Annotated in this window: 24 protein-coding genes; 5 read left to right on the top strand and 19 right to left on the bottom strand. The window is 67.6% G+C overall.

Annotated features, from left to right (window positions below):
• The first annotated feature begins 4 nt into the window (after positions 1-4).
• Positions 5-871, top strand: coding sequence for an iron-sulfur binding domain-containing protein (locus AWC31_RS05440; protein ID WP_110774931.1), 867 nt, complete (start codon positions 5-7; stop codon positions 869-871).
• Here the strand turns inward: AWC31_RS05440 and AWC31_RS05435 are convergent, their stop codons facing one another.
• Complete coding sequence (locus tag AWC31_RS05435) at positions 872-1,858, bottom strand: helix-turn-helix domain-containing protein (protein WP_085143315.1); 987 nt, start codon at positions 1,856-1,858, stop codon at positions 872-874.
• 71 nt (positions 1,859-1,929) lie between these two features.
• Here AWC31_RS05435 and AWC31_RS05430 point away from each other — a divergent pair, with 71 nt between their 5' ends.
• On the top strand, positions 1,930-2,193 hold the full coding sequence (locus tag AWC31_RS05430; protein WP_067850418.1) for a hypothetical protein: 264 nt from the start codon (positions 1,930-1,932) through the stop codon (positions 2,191-2,193).
• On the opposite strand, the gene AWC31_RS05425 is transcribed toward AWC31_RS05430, so the two are convergent.
• The gene (locus AWC31_RS05425; protein ID WP_085143314.1) at positions 2,176-2,937 is read right to left on the bottom strand and encodes an alpha/beta fold hydrolase; all 762 of its coding nucleotides are present in this window, start codon (positions 2,935-2,937) and stop codon (positions 2,176-2,178) included. The genes AWC31_RS05430 and AWC31_RS05425 overlap by 18 nt on opposite strands.
• Before the next feature lie 39 nt (positions 2,938-2,976).
• On the opposite strand from AWC31_RS05425, the gene mhuD reads away from it, so the two are divergent.
• Both mhuD and AWC31_RS05415 read left to right on the top strand, forming a co-directional pair.
• Complete coding sequence (mhuD, locus tag AWC31_RS05420) at positions 2,977-3,294, top strand: mycobilin-forming heme oxygenase MhuD (RefSeq protein WP_085143313.1); 318 nt, start codon at positions 2,977-2,979, stop codon at positions 3,292-3,294.
• Entirely contained in the window at positions 3,269-4,633 is a 1,365-nt protein-coding gene (locus AWC31_RS05415; RefSeq protein WP_198538881.1) for a serine hydrolase, read from the top strand. Before mhuD ends, AWC31_RS05415 begins: the two co-directional genes overlap by 26 nt.
• Here the strand turns inward: AWC31_RS05415 and AWC31_RS05410 are convergent.
• From AWC31_RS05410 to lysS, 6 genes are all read right to left on the bottom strand, one after another.
• Positions 4,630-5,178, bottom strand: a complete 549-nt coding sequence (locus tag AWC31_RS05410) for a histidine phosphatase family protein (protein ID WP_085143312.1) — start codon at positions 5,176-5,178, stop codon at positions 4,630-4,632. The genes AWC31_RS05415 and AWC31_RS05410 overlap by 4 nt on opposite strands.
• Complete coding sequence (locus AWC31_RS05405; RefSeq protein ID WP_085143311.1) at positions 5,175-5,951, bottom strand: CbtA family protein; 777 nt, start codon at positions 5,949-5,951, stop codon at positions 5,175-5,177. Before AWC31_RS05405 ends, AWC31_RS05410 begins: the two co-directional genes overlap by 4 nt.
• Positions 5,952-5,973: 22 nt before the next feature.
• A complete protein-coding gene (locus AWC31_RS05400; RefSeq protein ID WP_067850407.1) occupies positions 5,974-6,186 on the bottom strand; it encodes a CbtB domain-containing protein in 213 nt (70 codons plus the stop codon).
• 183 nt (positions 6,187-6,369) lie between these two features.
• Entirely contained in the window at positions 6,370-8,919 is a 2,550-nt protein-coding gene (gene clpC1, locus AWC31_RS05395) for an ATP-dependent protease ATP-binding subunit ClpC (protein WP_067850405.1), read from the bottom strand.
• A 254-nt stretch (positions 8,920-9,173) separates the two neighbouring features.
• A complete protein-coding gene (lsr2, locus tag AWC31_RS05390; RefSeq protein WP_067850404.1) occupies positions 9,174-9,518 on the bottom strand; it encodes a histone-like nucleoid-structuring protein Lsr2 in 345 nt (114 codons plus the stop codon).
• Positions 9,519-9,635: 117 nt separating this feature from the next.
• Positions 9,636-11,195 (bottom strand): lysine--tRNA ligase, encoded by a 1,560-nt coding sequence (gene lysS / locus AWC31_RS05385; protein WP_234816731.1) that lies wholly within the window; start codon positions 11,193-11,195, stop codon positions 9,636-9,638.
• Here lysS and AWC31_RS05380 point away from each other — a divergent pair.
• Positions 11,183-12,412 carry an alanine racemase gene (locus AWC31_RS05380; protein ID WP_085143309.1) on the top strand — a complete coding sequence of 410 codons (1,230 nt, stop codon included), beginning with the start codon at positions 11,183-11,185 and terminating at the stop codon, positions 12,410-12,412. The genes lysS and AWC31_RS05380 overlap by 13 nt on opposite strands.
• Position 12,413: 1 nt before the next feature.
• Here AWC31_RS05380 and AWC31_RS05375 read toward each other — a convergent pair whose 3' ends face one another.
• The 11 genes from AWC31_RS05375 to ftsH all read right to left on the bottom strand — a co-directional run bounded on the left by AWC31_RS05375 (position 12,414) and on the right by ftsH (position 22,341).
• The gene (locus AWC31_RS05375) at positions 12,414-13,229 is read right to left on the bottom strand and encodes a type III pantothenate kinase (RefSeq protein WP_067850397.1); all 816 of its coding nucleotides are present in this window, start codon (positions 13,227-13,229) and stop codon (positions 12,414-12,416) included.
• Positions 13,229-13,636, bottom strand: a complete 408-nt coding sequence (panD, locus tag AWC31_RS05370; protein WP_085143308.1) for an aspartate 1-decarboxylase — start codon at positions 13,634-13,636, stop codon at positions 13,229-13,231. The genes AWC31_RS05375 and panD overlap by 1 nt, the downstream gene beginning before the upstream one ends.
• Positions 13,636-14,577, bottom strand: a complete 942-nt coding sequence (gene panC / locus AWC31_RS05365; protein ID WP_085143307.1) for a pantoate--beta-alanine ligase — start codon at positions 14,575-14,577, stop codon at positions 13,636-13,638. The genes panD and panC overlap by 1 nt, the downstream gene beginning before the upstream one ends.
• Positions 14,574-15,521, bottom strand: a complete 948-nt coding sequence (locus AWC31_RS05360; RefSeq protein ID WP_085143306.1) for a Rossmann-like and DUF2520 domain-containing protein — start codon at positions 15,519-15,521, stop codon at positions 14,574-14,576. Before AWC31_RS05360 ends, panC begins: the two co-directional genes overlap by 4 nt.
• 82 nt (positions 15,522-15,603) lie before the next feature.
• Complete coding sequence (locus AWC31_RS05355) at positions 15,604-17,073, bottom strand: DUF6779 domain-containing protein (protein ID WP_207626293.1); 1,470 nt, start codon at positions 17,071-17,073, stop codon at positions 15,604-15,606.
• 77 nt (positions 17,074-17,150) lie between these two features.
• A complete protein-coding gene (locus tag AWC31_RS05350; RefSeq protein WP_067850386.1) occupies positions 17,151-17,627 on the bottom strand; it encodes a DUF3180 domain-containing protein in 477 nt (158 codons plus the stop codon).
• A complete protein-coding gene (gene folK / locus AWC31_RS05345; RefSeq protein ID WP_085143304.1) occupies positions 17,627-18,163 on the bottom strand; it encodes a 2-amino-4-hydroxy-6-hydroxymethyldihydropteridine diphosphokinase in 537 nt (178 codons plus the stop codon). The genes AWC31_RS05350 and folK overlap by 1 nt, the downstream gene beginning before the upstream one ends.
• On the bottom strand, positions 18,160-18,540 hold the full coding sequence (gene folB, locus AWC31_RS05340) for a dihydroneopterin aldolase (protein WP_085143303.1): 381 nt from the start codon (positions 18,538-18,540) through the stop codon (positions 18,160-18,162). The genes folK and folB overlap by 4 nt, the downstream gene beginning before the upstream one ends.
• On the bottom strand, positions 18,533-19,342 hold the full coding sequence (gene folP, locus AWC31_RS05335) for a dihydropteroate synthase (RefSeq protein ID WP_085143441.1): 810 nt from the start codon (positions 19,340-19,342) through the stop codon (positions 18,533-18,535). Before folP ends, folB begins: the two co-directional genes overlap by 8 nt.
• A gap of 20 nt (positions 19,343-19,362) precedes the next feature.
• Positions 19,363-19,986 (bottom strand): GTP cyclohydrolase I FolE, encoded by a 624-nt coding sequence (gene folE / locus AWC31_RS05330; protein ID WP_085143302.1) that lies wholly within the window; start codon positions 19,984-19,986, stop codon positions 19,363-19,365.
• Between the two features lie 18 nt (positions 19,987-20,004).
• Positions 20,005-22,341, bottom strand: coding sequence for an ATP-dependent zinc metalloprotease FtsH (gene ftsH, locus AWC31_RS05325; protein ID WP_067850378.1), 2,337 nt, complete (start codon positions 22,339-22,341; stop codon positions 20,005-20,007).
• Between the last annotated feature and the right edge of the window lie 118 nt (positions 22,342-22,459).

Here is a 22,459-nt window from a genome sequence, read left to right as displayed (position 1 = left end):
GCCGATGAGCATCGACTCCGGTGAACTCGTGCGCTGGTATGCCCACGCCCAGCGTGACCTGCCGTGGCGCAGGCCCGGCGTCTCGGCCTGGCAGATTCTTGTGAGCGAATTCATGTTGCAGCAGACCCCGGTCGCCCGCGTCGAGCCGATCTGGCTGGCCTGGATCGACCGGTGGCCGACGCCGTCGGCGACCGCCGCCGCGGGTTCGGCCGAGGTGCTGCGCGCCTGGGGCAAACTCGGCTATCCGCGTCGCGCCAAACGGTTGCACGAATGCGCCGTGGTGATCTCCGCCGAGCACGGCGACGTCGTGCCTTCGGACGTCGAGACACTGCTGACGCTGCCGGGCATCGGCGCCTACACGGCACGCGCGGTGGCCTGCTTCGCCTATGGCGCGAGCGTCCCCGTCGTCGACACCAACGTGCGCCGGGTGGTGGCCCGGGCGGTGCACGGCCGGGCGGACTCCGCCGCGAGCGTGCGTGATCTTGACGACGTCGCCGCACTTCTGCCCGACGACGCCACCGCGCCGACGTTCTCGGCGGCGCTCATGGAGCTGGGCGCGACCGTGTGCACCGCACGGGCGCCGCGCTGCGGACTGTGCCCGTTGAGCCGGTGCCAGTGGCGTTCGTCCGGTTACCCGGCAGGCACCGTCGTCCGCCGGGTGCAGCGGTATGCGGGTACCGATCGCCAGGTGCGCGGCAAGCTGCTGGACGTGTTGCGCGACAACAGCTCTCCGGTCACCCGTGCCCAGCTCGACGTGGCCTGGCTGACCGATCCGGCACAACGCGACCGCGCGCTGGACTCACTGCTCGTCGACGGCCTGGTGGAGCAGACCGCCGACGGCCGCTTCGCGCTCGCGGGCGAAGGTGACTGATCAGGCGGTGGCCTCGGCCGGTTCGACCTCGGATTCGTCCGTCGCACAAGCGAACCGGCGGCGATAGTCCGACGGCGTCACGCCGATGACGCGCCGGAAGTGATGACGCAACAGCGTGGCGGTGCCGAATCCGGCCTGACCGGCGATCCAGTCGATGTCCAGGTCGGTTTCCTCGAGGAGCCGACGGGCGTAGAGCACGCGCTGATCGGTGATCCATTGCATCGGCGTCGTGCCGGTCTCCTCGACGAACCGGCGCGCGAAGGTCCGCGTCGACATCGCCGCCCGCTTGGCCAGCGTCGAAACGGTGTGCGGCTTGTCGAGGTTGGCGATGATCCAATCAAGATGCGGGGCAAAGCGTTCCGAACATCGGACCGGGATCGGCTGGTCGATGAACTGCCGTTGGCCGCCGTCACGCTGCGGCGGCACCACCATCCGGCGGGCGATCTTGTTGGTGACCTCGCTGCCCAGTTCCCGGCGGACGAGATGCAGGCACGCGTCGATGCCTGCGGCGGTGCCCGCGCTGGTGATGAGGTTGCCGTCGTCGACGTAGAGCACGTTGCGGTCGACCCTGGCCGTCGGATACAGCCTGGCCAGTTCGTCGGCGTGCATCCAGTGCGTGGTGCACGGCCTGCCGTCGAGCAGCCCGGCCGCACCGGCCAGGAACGCACCCGAGCACACGGTCAGGATGATCGAGCCGGAATCCGCGGCGGCCCGCACCGCGTCCAGCGCCTCGGGCAGGTAGTCCAACCCGCCGATCGCCGGAATGGCCACGAGATCGGCGCCGACCAGGTCGTCGAGACCATGGTCGGGAGTGAGGGTCGCACCGACCGACGTCCGCAGCGGCTTACCCGGCTCCGGACCGCAGACCTTGAAGTCGAAGTTGGGCACGCCGTCAGCGGATCGGTCGATTCCGAAGACCTCGCAGATCACCCCGAACTCAAAAATCGCTAGCCCATCGAGCGCTAGCGTCGATACGCTTTTAAGCATGGCAGCATTTTATCGCAAGGTGTCAGCGCTGCCACTGTTGGCCGGATATAGGCGCTACAAAAATTACTGCCATGACTGTTGCACTCGCCCTGTTGATCCTGATTTCGCCGTTTGCGGTCGCCGCAGCGCTGAGCTGGGCGGCGCACCGTAACGGCGCCCTGCGGTTACGGCTCGACCAGTTCCGGATGTCCGCGCCGATGGTGGGCCGGCTGTTCGAGAACGATCCGCCGGACTATGAGGCGTATCGCGTCGAACACGACCTCGATGCGATCCGCACGCGCTTCGAGCACGATCCGGTCTGGCCGTCCGCCGGCGTCCTAGGTGAGCGCCGCTAGGAAGGCCGTGACGGCGTCGCGATAGATCTGCGGCTGCTCGTCGTGGATCAGATGACCGGCCCCGGCGACGTGCAAATACGTTGTCCGGTGGCCGGTTTCGTCCATCTGGCGCATCTGGCCGGCCGGCGCGACCGAATTGCCCGCCTCCAGGAGCAGCGTCGGCACCTTCACCGAACGCCACTGCTCCCAGTAGTCGCGCCTGCCCCACTCGGCGGCGATGTCGAGCCACCACTGCGGATGGCCGTGCAGCCGCCAGCCCGTGTCGGTCCGGTCGAACGCCTCCAGGAAATACTGACCGGCCACCGGACCGAACTCGTCGTAAACCTCTTGTGCGGAACGGAATTCGACCGGCAACGCGTGCACCCACGGCTCCCACGGCCCGGTGGTGCGGCCCCGGAAGTCCGGTGCCATGTCCTCCACCACCACCGCGGTGACCAGATCCGGCCGCGACGCTGCGAGACACCACGAGTGCAGTGCGCCCATCGAATGGCCGACCAGGGCGGCCGGGCACGCCAGCGTGGCGACCGCGTCGCCGAGGTCGGCCACGAATCGCTCGGTGCTGATCGGGTACGGGTCCCGGACCTCACGACCGCGATGCCACGGCGCGTCGTAGGTGTAGACCTCCCCCAGCGCGGTCAGCCACGGCAACTGACGCGACCACGTGCTGCCACGCCCCATCAGTCCGTGCACCAGGACGATGGGGGCGCCGTGACCACCGCGGTGGGTGAGGAGATCTGTGACCATGCCGTTATCTTGCCGACGAGTCACGGTAGCCTGAACGGCATGCCCGTCGTGAAGATCAACGCCATCGAGGTCCCGCCCAACGCAGGCCCCGAACTGGAGAAGCGGTTCGCGCACCGTGCACACGCCGTCGACAATCAGCCGGGCTTTCTGGGCTTTCAGCTGCTGCGTCCGGTCAAGGGCGAAGACCGCTACTTCGTCGTGACGCAGTGGGAGTCCGAGGAAGCATTCCAGGCCTGGGCTTCCGGTCCCGCGATCGAGGCGCACAAGGGTCAACAGGCAAATCCCGTGGCAACGGGAGCGTCACTGCTGGAGTTCGAGGTTGTGTTGGACGTTGCGGGGCCCGGCGCCCAGGCGTAGCCGGGGCCGGGCGTTGCGCCGCGCGGCCGGTCTGGCGACTATCGTCGCGGTCGCCGCAACCCTGGCTTGCGGCTGTTCACACAGCGTGGCCCCAGCGGCCGAGGTGTCTTACGGCGCCCACATCGACACCAAGACCCCTCCGGGCCTGCGGGCCAAGCAGACCATGGACATGCTCAACTCCGACTGGCCCATCGGGCCGATCGGAGTCCGCACCCTGGCTGCCCCGGAGGCGGTCGACGAGGTCGGCACGAAGATGGATTCCATCTGGTGGGACCGCCCGTTCCGGGTGACGTCGGTCGACATCGGCGCCGGCCAGGCCACGCTGCACGTACTCACGTCGTACAACGTCGCCCAGGACATCGAGCTGCGCACCGACGATCTCGGCATGGTGGACCGCTTCGAGGTCAACACCGTGCATCCGACCATCGACAAGTGGTCCGATATCGACGAGGAGATCGCCAAGACCGGCGCCAAGTACTCGTATCAGGTGTCGAAGGTGACCGACGGCAAGTGCGAGACGGTCGCGGGCACCAACACCGATCTGTCGCTGCCGTTGGCTTCGATCTTCAAACTCTATGTGCTGCTTGCGGTTTCGGACGCGATCAAGGCGAATACGCTGAGCTGGGACGACAAGCTGACCATCACCAAGGACGGCAAGGCGCTCGGCTCGGCGGGGCTGGACAAGCTGCCGCCCGGCGCCCAGATCACGGTCCGCACCGCGGCCCAGCAGATGATCTCGGCCAGCGACAACATGGCCACCGACCTGCTGATCGCGCGGATGGGCACCGGCGCGGTCGAACGCGCCCTGGTCACCGCGGGCCATCACGACCCGGCCAGCATGACGCCGTTCCCCACGATGCACGAGGTGTTCTCGGTCGGCTGGGGTGAGCCGAACCTGCGCGAGCAGTGGAAGAACGCCTCGCCGGAAGACCGGGTACGCCTGTTCAAGCAGACCAATTCCCGCCCCTATCAACCGGATCCGAACCGCACCCATACCCCGGCCTCCAACGATGGCCTGGAGTGGTTCGGCAGCGCAGCCGACATCTGCCGCGTGCACGCGGCGCTGCAGAAGTCGGCGGTCGGTGAGGCAGCGCCAGTCAAGCAGATCCTGTCGGCGCTGCCCGGTATCGACCTGGACCCGGCGAAGTGGCACTACATCGGCGCCAAGGGCGGAAACCTGCCCGGCGATCTGACGTTCAGCTGGTACGCGGTCGATCACACCGGGCAGCCGTGGGTCGTCAGCTTCCAATTGAACTGGCCGCAGTTCCGCAGCCCCACCGCGGCGGGCTGGTTGCTGTCGATCGCCAAGCGCGCGTTCGCGCTCGCACCGGTGGGTTAACTGCTGCGCAACGTCCAGGCGTGGCCGCGGAAATGCAGCACAGTGCGGCTGACCGGGGCGATGTCGATGCGCCAGAACGATTTCGGCGGCGCGTCGAGGACGACAAGGATCGCCGCACGGATCACGGCCGGGTGAGTCACCGCGACGATCCGGCCCCGTAGCGCCGGCAGGGTGTCGAGCCAACCGCGCACCCGGTCGATCAACTCGATGACGGATTCACCGCCGTGCGGTGCGCGGGCGGGATCGGTCAGCCAGATCGCGAGGTCGGCGGGCAACACCCCGCCGAGCACTCCACCGCGCCACCGCCCGCAATCGAGGTCGGCCAGCTTCGGCTCGACCCCGGCCTGCAGGCCGAGCAGTTCAGCGGTCTGCCTGGTGCGTTTCTCGGGTCCGCAAAACACGTTGTCGGTGCGGCCCAGATCGATCGACGCATCGGCCTGCCGGTGGCCGACCGGGTTCAACGGTTCGTCGGTGGGGAATCGTCCGGCTGCCATGGCGTCGGTCATGGCGTGCGCCACCAGGGACAGCCGGACGACCTCGCTCACGCCGCGATGTCCGCCTGGCGACGGCTCGGGGCTTCACCGAGCAGCCGGGCCGCAAGCGGTGCGAACACCAACCCGATCGTCGCCCACATGACGAGTTGCGTCAGCAGCGAATACAGCCGGAACTCGTACAGATCGTCAGCCGGAAACGTCCCCGGCGTCTCGTCGATGGTCGGCAGAACCAACATGACGACAGCCATCGCGACGATGTAGGCGCCACCCGCCAGCAACGTCGCATTCCACGTGCCGAACCGGGACACGAGCTGCCTGCCGAGATAGACCGCGGCCACCAACAAACCCGCCGACACCACGACCATCAGCAGGTACAGCAGCGTGCGCTGCTGAATGGTCTCGTCGAGGCTGACGGCGGGCGGATTGGCCGGATACTTCAGCGACGGCACGACGTACAGCGACACGAACATCCCGCCGGCCAGCAGCACCGACAACAGCCGCGGTGAGATCGCTCCGACCCGGCCATAGGCCACGCAGTACGCGACGGCGAACAACGCGCCCATAGCCACGGCGAACGCGATCACGCCGAAACCGAGCCCGATGTTGGCCTGCACCCCGCGGGAGATCAGTTCGACGCCGTGTTCGTGTGCCCCGCCCGCTGCCGCACCGTGGTCGTGCGTGTGCGCGTGTGCCTCACCGCCGCTCTCCTCGAACGCGATCGCACGGTCGATCACGGGTTCGACGAAGATCCGGGCGAAGATGAATGCGAACAGGCCACCAAGGGCGCCGGCCAGAAGACCGCGCCCGATTATGCGCTTTTCCATTGTGCTCGGGTCTCGTCTGCCGTCAGTGGCAGGGGAAGCCCAGCAGGTGGCGGGCATCGTGCACGAACTCGTGCACGTAGGTGTTGTTACCGAACACTGAGGTGGCGCCCTGGTCAAGCCCGACGAAGTACAGCACCACCAATGCCAGGAAGGCGGTCAGCGACAGCCACAGTGCGGCCTTGGTTGCCGAGAGGTCGAGTGCGGGAGCGACGCTTCGACGTGTCGGAGAAGTCATCAGCAGTCCTTTCTGGGATTTCGCGTCCCAGTCCGAAGAAGTGACAGGCACAGGGTCTGACTGTGACAGTGGCGCGACCGTTCTGGACTTTCACCAGATTCCTTCGCCTGTCGATTACAGCAGTATCGTAAGCCACACAAAAGACCCCCGACGGATGTCGGGGGTCTTTCGTGAATCAGCTGCCTACTCGCTGGATGCGGCGCCCGGCGAACCGGCCGCGCTCGCGCCCGCGAGATCCGGCTCGGCCGGCTCGGCGCGCTTGGGTCCACCGACGAAGGTGAACTTCGCGTCCTCGCCGGGGCCTTCGCCGTCCCAGCCTTCGACGTCGACCGTCACCAGCTGGCCCGGTCCGACCTCCTCGAAGAGGATCTTCTCCGACAGCTGGTCTTCGATCTCGCGCTGGATGGTCCGGCGCAGCGGCCGGGCGCCCAGCACCGGATCGAACCCGCGCTTGGCCAGCAGCGCCTTCGCCTTGTCGGTCAGCTCCATGGCCATGTCCTTGGTCTTGAGCTGGTTTCCGACCCGGCCGATCATCAGGTCGACCATCTTGATGATCTCGTCCTGCGTCAGCTGGTGGAAGACGATGATGTCGTCGATACGGTTCAGGAACTCCGGGCGGAAGTGCTTCTTCAGCTCGTCGTTGACCTTCTGCTTCATGCGCTCGTAGTTGTTCTCCCCGCCGCCCTGGGAGAAGCCCAGCCCGACAGCCTTTGAGATGTCGGAGGTGCCCAGGTTGGACGTGAAGATCAACACGGTGTTCTTGAAGTCGACCGTGCGGCCCTGACCGTCGGTGAGTCGGCCGTCCTCCAGGACCTGCAACAGGCTGTTGTAGATCTCCTGGTGGGCCTTCTCGATCTCGTCGAACAGCACCACGCTGAACGGCTTGCGGCGCACCTTCTCGGTGAGCTGGCCGCCCTCTTCGTAGCCGACGTAGCCCGGAGGGGCACCGAACAGCCGCGAGGCGGTGAAGCGGTCGTGGAACTCGCCCATGTCGATCTGGATGAGCGCGTCGTCCTCGCCGAACAGGAAGTTGGCCAGCGCCTTGGACAGCTCGGTCTTACCGACACCGGACGGACCGGCGAAGATGAACGAACCGGACGGACGCTTCGGGTCCTTCAGGCCGGCGCGGGTGCGGCGGATCGCCTTGGAGACCGCCTTGACGGCGTCCTCCTGGCCGATGATCCGCTTGTGCAGCTCCTCCTCCATGCGCAGCAGCCGAGTCGTCTCCTCCTCGGTCAGCTTGAACACGGGGATGCCGGTCCAGTTGCCCAGCACCTCGGCGATCTGCTCGTCATCGACCTCGGCGACGACGTCGAGATCACCCGAACGCCATTGCTTCTCCCGCTCGGCGCGCTGTGCGACCAGTTGCTTCTCGCGGTCGCGCAGGCTCGCGGCCTTCTCGAAGTCCTGCGCGTCGATCGCGGACTCCTTCTCCCGGCGCGCGTCGGCGATCTTCTCGTCGAACTCGCGCAGGTCTGGCGGAGCCGTCATGCGGCGGATGCGCATGCGGGCGCCGGCCTCGTCGATCAGGTCGATGGCCTTGTCCGGCAGGAACCGGTCGTTGATGTAGCGGTCGGCCAGCGTGGCGGCCGCGACCATCGCGGAGTCGGTGATCGAGACACGGTGGTGCGCCTCGTAGCGATCGCGCAGACCCTTGAGGATCTCGATGGTGTGCTCGACCGTCGGCTCACCGACCTGGACCGGCTGGAACCGGCGCTCCAGCGCGGCATCCTTCTCGATGTACTTGCGGTACTCGTCGAGCGTCGTGGCACCGATGGTCTGCAGCTCGCCGCGGGCCAGCTTCGGCTTCAGGATGCTCGCGGCGTCGATCGCGCCCTCGGCGGCACCGGCACCCACGAGCGTGTGGAGCTCGTCGATGAACAGGATGATGTCGCCGCGGGTGTTGATCTCCTTGAGCACCTTCTTGAGGCGTTCCTCGAAGTCACCGCGGTAGCGGCTGCCCGCGACCAGCGAACCCAGGTCGAGGGTGTAGAGCTGCTTGTCCTTGAGCGTCTCGGGGACCTCGCCGTGGACGATGGCCTGCGCGAGACCCTCGACGACGGCGGTCTTGCCGACACCGGGCTCGCCGATCAGGACCGGGTTGTTCTTGGTGCGGCGCGAGAGCACCTGCATGACCCGCTCGATTTCCTTCTCACGACCGATGACCGGATCGAGCTTGCCTTCCATCGCGGCCGCGGTCAGGTTGCGGCCGAACTGGTCCAGCACGAGCGAGGTCGAGGGGTTGCCCGACTCGCCGCCGCGGCCACCGGTGCCTGCCTCAGCGGCCTCCTTGCCCTGGTAGCCCGAGAGCAGCTGGATGACCTGCTGACGCACGCGGGTCAGCTCGGCGCCCAGCTTGACCAGAACCTGCGCGGCGACGCCCTCACCTTCACGGATCAGGCCGAGCAGGATGTGCTCGGTGCCGATGTAGTTGTGGCCGAGCTGCAACGCCTCACGCAGGCTGAGCTCAAGCACCTTCTTGGCGCGGGGGGTGAACGGGATGTGGCCCGACGGCGCCTGCTGGCCCTGGCCGATGATCTCCTCGACCTGGCTGCGCACGCCTTCCAGCGAGATGCCGAGCGACTCCAGCGACTTGGCCGCTACGCCCTCGCCCTCATGAATAAGTCCCAACAGGATGTGCTCGGTGCCGATGTAGTTGTGGTTGAGCATCCGGGCCTCTTCTTGAGCCAGGACGACGACCCTGCGGGCACGGTCGGTGAATCTCTCAAACATCGGTGGTTACCTGCTTCCATCACGTAGCGGTACTGACACGCGGCACTTCGCATGTAATACCTGCCGTCCACTCTAATGGGCGGCGGCTCCGGGTGCGGAGGTTGGCGGTCCGTTCTCGCTAGACAACCCGGTGCTGCAGATGAGCAACGTCGCCGGTAGGCGATTCGTTTCCGGAAATGGCGCGGGTGGGGTTCGCCGCTAGCGAAACGCCGGACCGGTCAGCTGACCCGGCCCGGCGTGCTGGCAACTATCGATTATGTTGCCGCGTGGAACGCATCGATCACGTCGGCGGGGATGCGGCCGCGGGTCGACACATTGTGTCCGTTGCGCCGCGCCCACTCCCGGATCGCCGCGCTCTGCTCGCGATCGATGGCACCGCGGCCCCGTCCGGGGGTGCCCGCCGCGCGGCCGCGCCTGCGACCGCCGACCCGGCGCCCGGCCTCGACCCACTGCTTCAGATCGTTGCGCAGCTTCGCGGCATTCTTGGAGGAAAGGTCGATCTCGTAGCTCACACCGTCGAGCCCGAATTCGACCGTCTCGTCGGCGGTGGCTTCACCATCAAAATCGTCAACCAACGTGACGGTCACTTTTTTCGCCATTACCCCGCACCGAACCCTTCTGCTTGCGCATTGGTGACTACTTAAGAGTATCCGCACCCCGGCCCCAATGTGCCACAGAGACGCGCCTTATTTCAACAAGACGCGTGTCGAAGCAGTTCAGTTGCTCTGGCGCCGAACAATCGGGAACAAAACCGTCTCTCGAATTGACAAGCCGGTCAGTGCCATCAACAACCGATCGATACCCATTCCGGTTCCAGTGGTCGGCGGCATGGCGTACTCCAATGCGGCGAGGAAATCGTCGTCGAGAACCATTGCTTCGTCGTCTCCGGCCGCCGCGGCCCGCGCCTGGGCTTCGAACCGTTCCCGTTGGATTACCGGATCGATCAGCTCGGAGTATCCGGTGGCGAGTTCGAAGTTGCGGATGTACAAATCCCACTTCTCTGTAACCCCGTCAATGCTGCGGTGAGCGCGGGTCAGCGGAGTCGTCTCGACCGGGAAGTCGCGGACGAACGTCGGGGCCCACAACTTTTCCCCGACCGTGTGCTCCCAGAGTTCCTCGACCAATTTTCCGTGACCGAAGCCACGATCGCGCGGAATCTCGAGCTCGAGGCGATCGGCAATCCGCCACAAGTCTTCGGCCGGAGTGTCGGGTGTGATCTCGTCCCCAAGTGCTTCGGAGAGTGACGGATACATTTCGAGCGTCGCCCATTCCCCGTCGAGGTCGTAGATCGTGCCATCAGGCAATGGCACCTGACGGGTACCGATCGCGTCGTCGGCGACTTCCTGAATAAGCTCACGCGTCACGATCGCGGAATCGTTGTAGTCGCCGTAGGCCTGATATGTCTCCAGCATCGCGAATTCCGGCGAGTGAGTTGAATCGACACCTTCGTTACGAAAGTTCCGATTCAACTCGAAAACCTTCTCAAAACCACCCACGAGACAGCGTTTCAGGAACAGTTCCGGCGCGATGCGCAGGTACAGATCGACGTCGAGCGCGTTGGAATGAGTGACGAACGGGCGTGCCGCCGCCCCGCCGGCGAGCGTCTGCAGCATGGGCGTCTCGACCTCGAGGAAGCCACGGCGTTCCAGCGCCGACCGCACCGCCCGCACCACCGCGACGCGCTGCCGCGCGATGGTGCGCGCCTCGGGCCGCACGATGAGATCGACGTACCGCTGACGCACGCGAGCCTCTTCGCTCATTTCTTTGTGAGCAACGGGAAGTGGCCGCAATGCCTTGGCCGCCATCTGCCAGGAATCGGCGAGAACCGAAAGCTCGCCGCGCTTGGAACTGATCACTTCGCCGTGGACGAACACGATGTCGCCGAGATCGACGTCACTCTTCCACGCGTCGAGCGACTCCTGACCCACCTGCGCCAGGCTGATCATGGCCTGCAGTTGCGTACCGTCGCCCTCCTGCAGGGTCGCGAAGCACAGCTTGCCGGAGTTCCGGGCAAACACCACGCGGCCGGAGACGCCGACGATCTGCCCGGTCTGGGTGTCGGCGGGCAGCTCCGGGTATGCACTGCGCAACTCTGCGAGGGTATGGGTGCGGTCGACCTTCACCGGGTACGGGTCACGGCCCTCGGCGAGCAAGCGCTCCCGCTTGGCCTGACGGATCCGGAACTGCTCAGGGAGGTCGGCCTGGGATTCGGACGTTGCGTCGCTGTCGGCTGGGGTCACGAAATGCCAGCTTAAATGAACACGTGACCGCACCATGGAGCGCGCCGAGCCTGGCCGCACTGGCCGAGGAGCCGATCGACTGGCGATTCAAGGGACTGCCCGCCTCGTGGTGGGGCCAGACGCCCGCGCAGATCGCCGCCCGCCGCCCCCGGCTGTTCGACGACGACGTCGTCGGCCCGGTATGCGTCCTGCGCGAATCCGCGCTCGCGCACAATCTCGTGACGATGGCGAACTGGTGCCGCGACCGCAGCGTCGAATTGGCCCCGCATGGCAAGACCCATATGGCCCCGCAGCTGCTGGCCCGCCAATTCCAGGCCGGTGCCTGTGCGGTGACCGCCGCGACCGTGAGCCAGGTGCGCGTCTTTCGGGCATTCGGCTTTCGCGATGTGGTCCTGGCCAACGAGGTCACCGACACCGCGGGCCTGCGCTGGCTGGCCGCCGAGCTCGATGCCAACCCCGATTTTCACGTGGTGTGCTGGGTGGATTCGGTTGCCGGCGCAGAGTTGATGACGGCGGCGCTGGCCGGGGCCGGGCGTCCGGTGGACGTGTGCGTCGAGGTGGGTATGGCCGGTGGGCGCACTGGATGCCGTAGCGCCGATGAGGTCGACGAGGTCGCCCGGGCCGTGGCCGCCAGCCCGAAGTTACGGCTGGTCGGGGTGGCGGGATACGAGGCGGCCACCGGGCATGACGTGACGGCTGGTGCGATCGCCGACGTGCGGGCCTATCTGGGCGAATTGCGAGCAGCCGTGGTGCGGCTGGCCGGCGTCTTCGAGGACGACGAGGTGATCGTGACCGCAGGCGGCAGTACGTACTTCGACGCGGTCACCGATCTGCTCACCGGCGGCTGGCCCGAGGGTTTGACGGTGCGGACGGTGCTGCGCAGCGGGTGTTATCTCACGCACGACGACGGTCTGTACGCACGCACGTCGCCGCTGGAGCTGCGGGCCGCGATGCAGGTGTGGGGGCAAGTCGTCTCGCGGCCCGAGCCCGAACTGGCGCTCGTGACCATGGGCCGGCGCGACGTGTCATTCGACGCCGGGCTCCCGGTCCCCCTCGGTCTGCCGGCAAGCGCGGTGACAAAACTCAACGACCAGCACGCATTCCTGCAATTGGGATCTGCCGATTCGGTGCGGGTGGGCGAATGGCTGCCGTTCGGAATTTCCCATCCCTGCACCACATTCGACAAATGGCAATTGATCCCGCTGCTCGATGACGACGACCGCGTGATCGATCTGGTGCGGACGTTCTTCTAGGTCAACGCGCGGGCTTGAGCCGACCTCGCTGGTTGTCCCGGTTGCGTTCGAAGACCAGACGAAGCCCGTCGAGGGTCAGGTGGCGGTCGTAGTGTTCGACGGTCCGCAGATCGGGCAGCACCAGCGGAGCGGTATATCCGGTGGCGACGACCGCGACGTCGGTGCCCGCGAAGCCGTCGACGTCCTCTCGGACGCGATTGACCAAACCGTCGACCAACCCGGCGAATCCGAAAACCGCGCCGGCTTGCATGCACTCCACGGTGTTCTTGCCGACCACCGAGCGCGGTCGGGTCAGCTCGACGCGGCGCAGTGCCGCCGAACGGGCCGCAGCGGCATCGGAGGACACCTGCACGCCTGGGGCGATCGCGCCGCCGAGGAACTCGCCCTTGGCCGAGACCACGTCGACACAGATCGAGGAGCCGAAGTCGACGACGATCGCCGCCGTCCCGTATTTGTGATACGCCGCAAGGCAATTCACGATCCGGTCGGCGCCGACCTCTTTGGGGTTGTCGACGAGCAACGGGATCCCGGTACGCACCCCCGGCTCGATCAGGACGTGCGGCACCGACGGCCAGTACTGCTCGAGCATCAACCGCACCTCGTGCAGCACCGACGGCACCGTCGACAACCCCGCCGCTCCGGTCAAGCGTTCGGAGTCGTCCCCGATCAGGCCGTCGATGGTGAGGGCCAACTCGTCGGCGGTCACCTCGGATTCGGTCCGGATCCGCCACTGCTGCACCACCTTTGCGTGATCCCCAGATCCGGAGATCAGCCCGACGATGGTGTGCGTGTTGCGGACGTCGATGGCGAGCAGCATTATCGCGGCGACATCAGTTCGGCGGCATCGGCAGGCACGAACGCGGGATCGTGACCGAGGTCGATCTGCTTGTTGTCAGCGTCGACGAACACCACGCGCGGCTGGTAGCTGCGCGCCTCGGCGTCCTCCATCACGCCGTAGGCGATCAGGATGATCAGATCGCCGGGATGAATGAGATGCGCTGCCGCACCGTTGATTCCGATGACCCCGGTGCCGCGCTCGCCGGTGATGGCATAGGTCACCAGCCGGGCGCCGTTGTCGATGTCGACGATCGTCACCTGCTCACCTTCGAGCAGATCGGCTGCCTCCATGAGGTCGGCGTCGATGGTCACCGAGCCGACGTAGTGCAGGTCGGCCTGCGTCACGGTGGCGCGGTGGATCTTCGATTTCAGCATCGTGCGCTGCATCAGTTCCTCCAAGGGAGTTCATGGTTGTCGTCAGAGACCCGTGGATGTCCGTCGATGCCCGCGGACGCTCCGATGTCGACGGCGATGTTGTCCAGCAGCCGGGTGCGTCCGAGCCGGGCGGCGACCAGCAGCCGGGCCGCACCTTCGTATGGCGCCGGGCCGAGCATGGGGTCGCGCACCTGCAGGTAGTCGACCTGGATCGCGGGGACCTCGTCGAGCACTGCCCGCGCGGCGTCCACCGCGGCGTCGGCACCGCCCGCGGCGGCATATTTGCCCGCGAGCAACGCCGCCGAGAGTGCGCCGGCCTGTTCGCGCTCGTCGGCGTCGAGGTAGCGGTTGCGCGATGACAGGGCCAGCCCGTCGGATTCGCGCACCGTCGGGACGCCGACGATCTGCACATCGACGTTGAGGTCGGCGACCATCTGCCGCAGCAATGCCAACTGCTGGTAGTCCTTTTCGCCGAAGTAGGCGCGATCGGGTCGCACGATCTGGAAGAGCTTGAGCACGACCGTCAGCACACCCGCGAAATGCCCTGGGCGAGAAGCGCCTTCGAGTTCTTCACCGAGCGGGCCGGGATGCACCGAGGTACGGGGGCCGGTCGGATACATGTCCGAGCCCGTCGGGGTGAACGCGATCTCGACACCTTCGGCACGCAACGCTTCAAGGTCGTCGTCGAGGGTGCGCGGGTACGCGTCGAGATCTTCGCCCGCGCCGAACTGCAGCGGGTTGACGAAGATCGACACCACCACGACCGCCCCGGGCACCCGCTTGGCGGCCCGCACGAGTGTCAGATGGCCTTCGTGCAGTGCGCCCATCGTTGGCACGAGCGTCACTCGTCGACCGCTGGTCCGCAGCGCCCGCGTGACCGCGGCGACGTCGGCGGGTGCGGAGTAGACGTTGAGTTCGCCTGGCGTGAACTTCGGCGCCTTGCTGATTGTCATTGTTCGCTCGCTTCTGCCAGCACCGCAAAGATCTCCTTGGGCGAGTGGGCCCGCTGCGCGGTGCGCAGTGAGTTGGCCCGATACGACTGTGCCAGTTCAGGATCCAGTTCCTGCAGGGCATTCAGATGCGCTGCGACCGCCGCCGCGTCGCCGCGTGCCACTGGTCCGGTGAGGGCGGCCTGCCCGCGTTGCAGCGCATTCTCCAGCGCCGCGCGGGCCAGCGGGGCCACCACGCGTTCGGCGATGCCGCCCGGCTCGTCACCGACGATTTCCTGGCCGAGCAGTTCCTGACCGCGCAATGAGGCGCGGAGCGCGTCGACCGAGTCGAGGACGAGCGTGACCAGATGATTGCTGGCGTGGGCGAGGGCCGCGTGGTACTGGGTTCTGGCGTCTTCCCGCACCCGGAACGGCTCGCCGCCGATCTCCAACACGAGGGATTGGCCGATCGCGTAGCCGACCTCGTCGGCCGCGGTGATCCCGAAGCAGGTGTCGGGGAGCCGGGCGATGTCCTCGTCCGATCCGGTGAATGTCATCGCCGGGTGAATGGCCAACGGGATACATCCTTGTTCGGCCAGCGGCGCCAGTATTGCGACGCCGTTCGCGCCGGACGTGTGGGCGACGATGGTGCCAGGACGGACGGCCCCGGTCGTGGCGAGCCCGGAGACCAAACCGGCGAGTTCGGCGTCGGGAACGGTCAGCAGGAGCAGCTCGGACCGCTGGGCGACGTCGTGTACCGGCAGGATTGCGGTGTCCGGGAGCCGGCGCTGTGCCCGCAACCGGGAGGGTTCTGAGATGGCGCTGCAGGCCACCACGACATGCTCGGCTCGCTCAAGGGCGTAGCCGAGCGCGGTGCCGACGCGGCCCGCGGACACGATGCCGACGCTCAGCCGCGCCGGGCGCAGTCCGTCAGGCGGACTCCACCCGCGCGCGGGGGACTGCTCCATTGCAGACGACCTCACAAGTCGAAGTGATTTCATACGTTCCAGTCCCGCGCTGCGGGTACCGGACGGTTGCCACGAGACTAACTCACTCGTCGCGGCGGCGGCGACGCCCGCCTCCCGTCGGGGCGGCCTGGAACCGGGCCAGCAGTTCGGCGGCCGACTGCCCGTCGGCGTGCTGACCACTCGGTTCGTCGTCGCTGCGGTGCCGTGAGGCCCGCTCGGGCTGGGGTGGCGGCGGGGGCTCTGCGGGCTCGGTTGCGAGCACCGGGGCGGGTTGCGCACCGGGGCGGCCGGGATCGCCGGCGTCGGCCGGGGCGGAGTGGCGGCCGCGGGGTGGTTCGGGCGCCGGGGCAGACATCGCCGGCGGAGCCGGCGCGGGGGCCTGGGACGGCGGAGCCGGCGGAGCAGCTTGGGTCGGCGGAGCCGGCGGAGCGGGCTCGGCGGCGTCGGCAGGCTCCGGTGCCCGGCGCCGACCGACGTACTCGGGTGATGCCCCGTTTTCCTTCACTGGCGCAGACCAGTTGCTGCCCGGTGCACCTGCCGGAATCCACTGGCCCTCGGCCGGTGCGGGCGTCCAGCCGGCCGCCGCGGGTTCGCTGCGCGGTTCGGGCTTCGGCGCGTCGATCGTCGGCGACGGCTGCAACGGCGGCATCGTCGGTGGCGGCGGGGGCGGCGCCCAGGCTGACTGGGGCTCGGGTTGCCGGGGCTCGGGCCGGGCGTCCATCGAGTGCCGACGCGCCGCGGGTTCTTCGACCGGACGCTCGGTCTGGCGCGCGGCGGGTTGCGGAGCGGGCGGTGGCGCGGGCTGCGGTTCGGGCTTGCGCGGCGGCGGTGCCTGCTGTTCTTCGGCCTGGCGTCGCCTGCGGCGTGGCTGCTCGGGGGCGGGCGGGCGCTGCGACGGGAACCGGTGTGCGCCGCCGTCGGCCGGTGGCGTCGGCGGCCAATCGTTCTCCGGCGGATGCGGTTCGGCCGGCACGTCGATGATGGGGCTTTCCTCGGTGCGGACCGAGCGGATGTCGGTGGCTTCGACGTCACGAACCTCGGGTACGTCGAGCCGGCTGGCCTTCACGCGGCCGGCGGATCGCACCGCACTCTTGTCGGTTTCGATCGCGGGACGGTGCGCGAGGTCGGTGTCGAACAGAATTTCCAGATTGGCCCGGAGCGCAGCAAGTTCGGCGCGCAGCGCGGCGACCTCGTCGGCAGCCTGGGCCCGCAGCTCTGAGGCCAGCTCGCGGCGCAGCTGGGTCTCGACGGTCAGCTCGTATTCGCGGCGAGCCGAGATCTCGCGATCGAGCTGCAGGTCGTAGACCAGTTTCAGGTCCCGCGCCTTGGCCTGGTCGAGGTCACTCTGGCGGCGGTAGATCACAGAAACGAAGGCGGCCACCACGGCAGCCCACAACGCCAGAATGACGGCTAATTTCAGCAACTCCACACGGTCGGTGAACACCAGCGCCGAACTCGCCAAAATGGCGAGCACCAGCAACACCGTCAAGAGCAGCCAGCCTGGCCTTCGGCCGCCGCGCCGTGGCCGACCACCGCGGGGCAGAACGGTCATGGGCCGACTGTACCTGGCACTGGTCACCTAGCGTGTCGACCGCGGCGGCGATTCGGCGATCCAAGTTCGGCCCGCGTTCACTCCGGCGCCGCGTCACCGTTCTCGGGCGGCTCCTCCGGTGACTTGCAGCAATGCTGCAACCACAGCCCGGCGACGGCGAGCGCGAGCGCGCTGACGGCGGCGACCACCACACCCGCGGTGTCCTCGCCGGCAACGCGGATCGTGGCGCGTCTGGGCAACAGGTAGACCAGCACGCCGATCCACCAGCCCGCCACCAGTGCACCCACCCAGGCCGAGGCCTTGGCGATCACCACCGAGCGGGCCACCGCGAGCGGATGCAGCCTGCCTCCGCCGACCCCGATCTCACCGTCGTTGATCTTGGCCCGGACGTAGAAGGCCCAGCCTGCCTCGGCGATCGCGACCGCGAGCAGCGACAGGCCGGTCCACACGGTTATCGGCGGGAACCACCGGTACAGCAAGGTGATCAGCAGATAGCCGAGCACGGCGACGACGACGGCGCCGGCAGTGAGGTCACGTTTACGGGTCGGGCCCATCAGTCGGGTGCCGGCTCTGTTCGCAGTTCGAGCACGAGGTCGGTGCGCGTGACCCCGGCTCGCTCGGCCGGATCGATCTCGGATAGCAGGCGCTGCACGGGACGCTGTTCGCCCGACACGGTCAAGGTGGCGTCGGGATCCACCGCCAGCCACGGAATGAGCACGAAGGCGCGCAGGTGGGCCAGCGGATGCGGCAACGTCAGCCCGTCGTCGCGGGAGACGATCTCGTCGTCGCCGTCGTGGCATGTGACCAGGTCGACGTCGAGGGTCCGGGGACCCCAGCGCTGACCGCGCACGCGGCCGGCCGCCTGCTCGAGTTCCTGGCCGCGCCGCAACCACCCGTGACCGTCCAGATCCGGATCGTCGGCGAGGAGCACCGCGTTCAAGAACGGCCCTTGTTCCACGCCGCCCCAGGCCGCGGTCTCATACACCGGCGACACCGCCCGCACAGCCGGGCCGAGCCCGTCGAGCACGGACTGCAGCCGCGCGAGCCGGTCGCCGAGATTCGACCCAATCGACAACACGACGCGGCTCATTTCGTGCCCCGCTCACCCCGCCGCGACCGCCTGGCCACCACCGCGACATCGTCGAAGGTCAGTGGGATGGGCGCGCTCGGTTTGTGGACGACGACTTCGACCGCGTGCAGCCGCTCGTCAGCCATGAGGTCGTCGGCGATCTCGGCCGAGACCGTCTCGATGAGGTTGCGCGGCGGCCCGGCGACGATGTCGGCGGCGCGCTGCGCCAGCGCCCCGTAATCCAGTGTTTCGGCGAGGTCGTCGGTGGCTGCCGCGCGGCGCAGGTCCAGCCACACCGTGATGTCGACGACGAAGTCCTGCCCGTCGCGGCGCTCATGGTGGAACACCCCGTGGTTGCCTCGAACCTTCAAGCCGCGCAACTCGATTCGATCAGCCACTCCGACCTCCCGAGTTCCAGGCATCCAGGACCTTCAGCGCGTCGACGGAAGCTACCACGTCGTGCACACGAACACCCCATGCGCCGTGCAGGCCGGCAAGAGCGGATATCACCGCGGTGGCGGTTTCGCGGCCGCCTGGCGGTCGCGGCTCGCCGTCCGGGCCGGCCAGCAGTGAACCGAGAAAGCGTTTGCGTGATGCGCCGACCAGGACCGGGATCCCGGTCGCGACGAACTCCGGCAGCGCGTGCAACAGAGCCCAATTGTGCTGGGCGGTCTTGGCGAAACCCAATCCGGGATCGATGATCAACCGGTCGGGATCGACCCCGGCGGCGACGGCGGCGTCGACCGCGCCGAGCAGCTCGGTGCGCACCTCGGCGACCACGTCGCGGTAGCCCGGGACATGGTGCGGTTGGTCTGCGCCCACCGACCGCCAGTGCATGAGCACCCACGGCACCTTGGCGTCCGCCACCACTCCGGCCATGTTCGGATCGGCCAGCCCGCCCGAGACGTCGTTGACGATCTTGGCGCCGCTTTCCAGTGCCGCCCGCGCGACGCCGGCATGCATGGTGTCGATGCTGATGGTGATGCCTTGGGCGGCAAGCTCTCTGATCACCGGTGCGACGCGGGACGCCTCCACGGCCGGGTCCACTCGAACGGCGCCGGGCCGCGTCGACTCACCACCGACGTCGATGATCGCTGCGCCCGCCGCGGCCAACGCGAGGCCGTGTTCGACGGCGCGGTCACGGTCGATGAACTTGCCACCGTCGGAAAAGGAATCGTCGGTGACGTTCACGACCCCCATGACCTGCACGCGCGGTGATCTCACTTGCGCAGGATGAGTTCCAGCGCCTCGGCCCGAGATGCCTTGTCGGTCTTGAACTGTCCGCGCACGGCCGAGGTCGTGGTCACCGCGCCCGGCTTACGAACTCCGCGCATGGCCATGCAGAGATGTTCGGCCTCGACGACCACGATGGCGCCACGCGGATCGAGCTTGCGCATCAGCGCGTCGGCGATCTGCGCGGTCAGGCGTTCCTGCACCTGCGGCCGCTTCGAGTACAGGTCCACGAGCCGGGCGATCTTCGACAAGCCGGTCACCCTGCCGTCGACCCCCGGGATGTAGCCGACATGGGCCACCCCATGGAACGACACCAGATGGTGCTCGCACGTGGAGTAGAGCGGAATCTCCTTGACCAGTACGAGTTCGTCGTGGCCTTCGTCGAAGGTCGTGTTGAGCACCGCGTCGGGGTCGGTGTAGAGACCGGCCATCAACTCCTTGTAGGCGCGCGCGACCCGGGCCGGAGTGTCGACCAGCCCCTGTCGGTCGGGATCCTCACCGATCGCGATGAGCAGTTCCCGCACCGCCGCCTCGGCCCGCGGCTGGTCGAACACCCGATGGTCCTTGGCGGCGTTGTTTGTCGCGGTGTTGTGCTCGCGAACCGACGTCATGAAGCCTCCGCTCTCGGATCAGCCGTGCGCCGGTGGATTTGACCGGTCACCGGTGTGCCCGCCGTCCTTGCCGGATTCCTCGTGCTGCCGTCCGGAGGGATCCGGACTGCCTGCCTGCTGGCCGGGATGCGGGTAGGGCTGATACGGGTACGGCTGGGGCTGTTGCCATCCCGACGGATGCGGCGGCGGGTACCAATAGCCTTGCTGCGGCTGGTATCCGGGCTGCTGCGGTTGCTGTTGTTGCGGCGGCGGTGGCCAGCCGGGGGCATGCCAGCCGGCCGGGGCACCGTAATCGGGCTGCGTCGGATTGGGCGCGCCGTTGCTCGGCGCCCCGTTGGTACCCGCGCCGTTCTTCTGGCGGGCAGCCTCGGCCTCGCGGCTCGCCTGCGCGATAGCGGCCTTGAACGCCGGCTCGGGGACCGGCGGCGGCCACGGTTCGCCGCGTTCGATCGCTAGCTCGCCCGGGGTCTTGATCGGCGGCTTGTCCGACGGCACGCGGCCACCGAAGTCATCGAACATGGTCAGACGCGGACGCTTCTTCACCTCGCCGAAGATGGCTTCCAGTTCGGCGCGGTGCAGCGTCTCCTTCTCGAGCAATTCGCCGGCCAACGTGTCGAGCACGTCGCGATACTCGGTGAGGATCTCCCACGCCTCGGTGTGGGCAGCCTCGATGAGCTTGCGGATCTCGTCGTCGATGATCTGGGCGACTTCGTGGCTGTAGTCGGCCTGCGTGCCCATCGTGCGGCCCAGGAACGGGTCGCCGTGCTCGGTGCCGTACCGCACGGCGCCCAGCTTGGAGCTCATGCCGTACTCGGTGACCATGGCGCGCGCGATCTTGGTGGCCTGCTCGATGTCGGACACCGCGCCCGTGGTGGGCTCGCGGAACACCAGCTCCTCGGCCGCGCGTCCGCCCATCGCGAACACGAGCCGGGCGATCATCTCCGACCGGGTCATCAGACCCTTGTCGTCCTCGGGCACGGCGACGGCGTGGCCGCCGGTGCGGCCGCGCGCCAGGATCGTGACCTTGTAGATCGGCTCGATGTCGGGCATCGCCCAGGCCGCGAGCGTGTGGCCGCCTTCGTGATAGGCGGTGATCTTCTTCTCGTGCTCGCTGATGATGCGGCTCTTGCGGCGCGGGCCGCCGACGACGCGGTCGACCGCCTCCTCCAGCGCGGGGCCGGTGATGACCGTGCCGTTCTCGCGGGCGGTCAGCAGCGCGGCCTCGTTGATCACGTTGGCCAGATCGGCGCCGGACATGCCGACCGTGCGCTTGGCGAGTCCGTCCAGATCGGCATCGGGCGCGATGGGCTTGCCCTGCGAGTGCACCTTGAGCACCGCGCGACGGCCGGCCAGATCGGGGTTGGACACCGGGATCTGGCGGTCGAAACGGCCGGGCCGCAGCAGCGCCGGGTCGAGGATGTCGGGCCGGTTGGTGGCGGCGATCAGGATGACGCCCTGGCGATCGCCGAAGCCGTCCATCTCGACCAGCAACTGGTTCAGCGTCTGCTCACGTTCGTCGTGGCCGCCGCCGAGGCCGGCGCCGCGCTGGCGGCCGACGGCGTCGATCTCGTCGACGAAGATGATGCATGGGCTGTTCTGCTTGGCCTGCTCGAACAGGTCGCGCACGCGCGAGGCACCGACGCCGACGAACATCTCGACGAAGTCGGAACCCGAAATCGTGAAGAACGGAACACCGGCCTCACCGGCGACGGCGCGCGCCAGCAGCGTCTTACCGGTTCCGGGCGGGCCGTAGAGCAGAACGCCCTTGGGGATCTTGGCGCCCAGCGCCTGATACCGCGACGGGTTCTGCAGGAAGTCCTTGATCTCGTAGAGCTCTTCGACCGCCTCGTCGACACCCGCGACGTCGGCGAACGTGGTCTTGGGCATGTCCTTGGACAGCTGCTTGGCGCGCGACTTGCCGAAGCCGAAGCCCATGCGGCCGCCGCCCTGCATGCGCGAGAACATCACGAACAAGCCGACCAGCAGCAACAGCGGCAGCATGTAGATGAGCAGCGAGCCGAGCACGCTGCCCTGGTTGACGACGGTGTTGACCTTCGCGTTCTTGGCGTTCAGCGCGTCGAACAGCGTCACCGCGTACCCCGTCGGGTACTTGGTGATGATCTTGTTGCTGTCCTCGGTGGCGTCGTTGCCGCTCTTCAGATCGAGCCGTAGTTGCTGTTCACGGTCGTCGATCTGCGCACTGTTGACGTTGTCGCTGTTGATCTGGGCGAGCGCCACAGAGGTGTCGACGGGCTTGTAGCCGCGGGTGTCGTCACTGAAATAGAAGAACGACCAGCCCAGCAGCAGCACAACCGCGATCACGGTCAGCGTGCGGATAACATTTTTCCGGTTCATCGATCATCGGCCTTCGTTGGCTTCATCTTTGTCGGCCGCCCGGCCGGGGTCCTTCCTAATACGCGCAGCAAGGCAAGTTATAAGGCTACCGCTAGACCAACGCTCGGCAGTTCCCGAC

Source organism: Mycolicibacterium wolinskyi, assembly GCF_002101965.1.
Lineage (GTDB): Bacteria > Actinomycetota > Actinomycetes > Mycobacteriales > Mycobacteriaceae > Mycobacterium > Mycobacterium wolinskyi.
The sequence above is the reverse complement of the archived record's forward strand: the minus strand, read 5'-3'. Positions and strand labels throughout refer to the sequence as shown.

Coding starts and splice junctions, on each gene's coding strand:
- AWC31_RS05440 (WP_110774931.1), top strand. CDS start 5: ATGAGCATCGACTCCGGTGAACTCGTGCGCTGGTATGCCCACGCCCAG.
- AWC31_RS05435 (WP_085143315.1), bottom strand. CDS start 1,858: ATGCTTAAAAGCGTATCGACGCTAGCGCTCGATGGGCTAGCGATTTTT.
- AWC31_RS05430 (WP_067850418.1), top strand. CDS start 1,930: ATGACTGTTGCACTCGCCCTGTTGATCCTGATTTCGCCGTTTGCGGTC.
- AWC31_RS05425 (WP_085143314.1), bottom strand. CDS start 2,937: ATGGTCACAGATCTCCTCACCCACCGCGGTGGTCACGGCGCCCCCATC.
- mhuD (WP_085143313.1), top strand. CDS start 2,977: ATGCCCGTCGTGAAGATCAACGCCATCGAGGTCCCGCCCAACGCAGGC.
- AWC31_RS05405 (WP_085143311.1), bottom strand. CDS start 5,951: ATGGAAAAGCGCATAATCGGGCGCGGTCTTCTGGCCGGCGCCCTTGGT.
- AWC31_RS05400 (WP_067850407.1), bottom strand. CDS start 6,186: ATGACTTCTCCGACACGTCGAAGCGTCGCTCCCGCACTCGACCTCTCG.
- clpC1 (WP_067850405.1), bottom strand. CDS start 8,919: ATGTTTGAGAGATTCACCGACCGTGCCCGCAGGGTCGTCGTCCTGGCT.
- lsr2 (WP_067850404.1), bottom strand. CDS start 9,518: ATGGCGAAAAAAGTGACCGTCACGTTGGTTGACGATTTTGATGGTGAA.
- lysS (WP_234816731.1), bottom strand. CDS start 11,195: ATGGTGCGGTCACGTGTTCATTTAAGCTGGCATTTCGTGACCCCAGCC.
- AWC31_RS05375 (WP_067850397.1), bottom strand. CDS start 13,229: ATGCTGCTCGCCATCGACGTCCGCAACACGCACACCATCGTCGGGCTG.
- panD (WP_085143308.1), bottom strand. CDS start 13,636: ATGCAGCGCACGATGCTGAAATCGAAGATCCACCGCGCCACCGTGACG.
- panC (WP_085143307.1), bottom strand. CDS start 14,577: ATGACAATCAGCAAGGCGCCGAAGTTCACGCCAGGCGAACTCAACGTC.
- AWC31_RS05360 (WP_085143306.1), bottom strand. CDS start 15,521: ATGGAGCAGTCCCCCGCGCGCGGGTGGAGTCCGCCTGACGGACTGCGC.
- AWC31_RS05355 (WP_207626293.1), bottom strand. CDS start 17,073: ATGACCGTTCTGCCCCGCGGTGGTCGGCCACGGCGCGGCGGCCGAAGG.
- AWC31_RS05350 (WP_067850386.1), bottom strand. CDS start 17,627: ATGGGCCCGACCCGTAAACGTGACCTCACTGCCGGCGCCGTCGTCGTC.
- folK (WP_085143304.1), bottom strand. CDS start 18,163: ATGAGCCGCGTCGTGTTGTCGATTGGGTCGAATCTCGGCGACCGGCTC.
- folP (WP_085143441.1), bottom strand. CDS start 19,342: ATGGGGGTCGTGAACGTCACCGACGATTCCTTTTCCGACGGTGGCAAG.
- folE (WP_085143302.1), bottom strand. CDS start 19,986: ATGACGTCGGTTCGCGAGCACAACACCGCGACAAACAACGCCGCCAAG.
- ftsH (WP_067850378.1), bottom strand. CDS start 22,341: ATGAACCGGAAAAATGTTATCCGCACGCTGACCGTGATCGCGGTTGTG.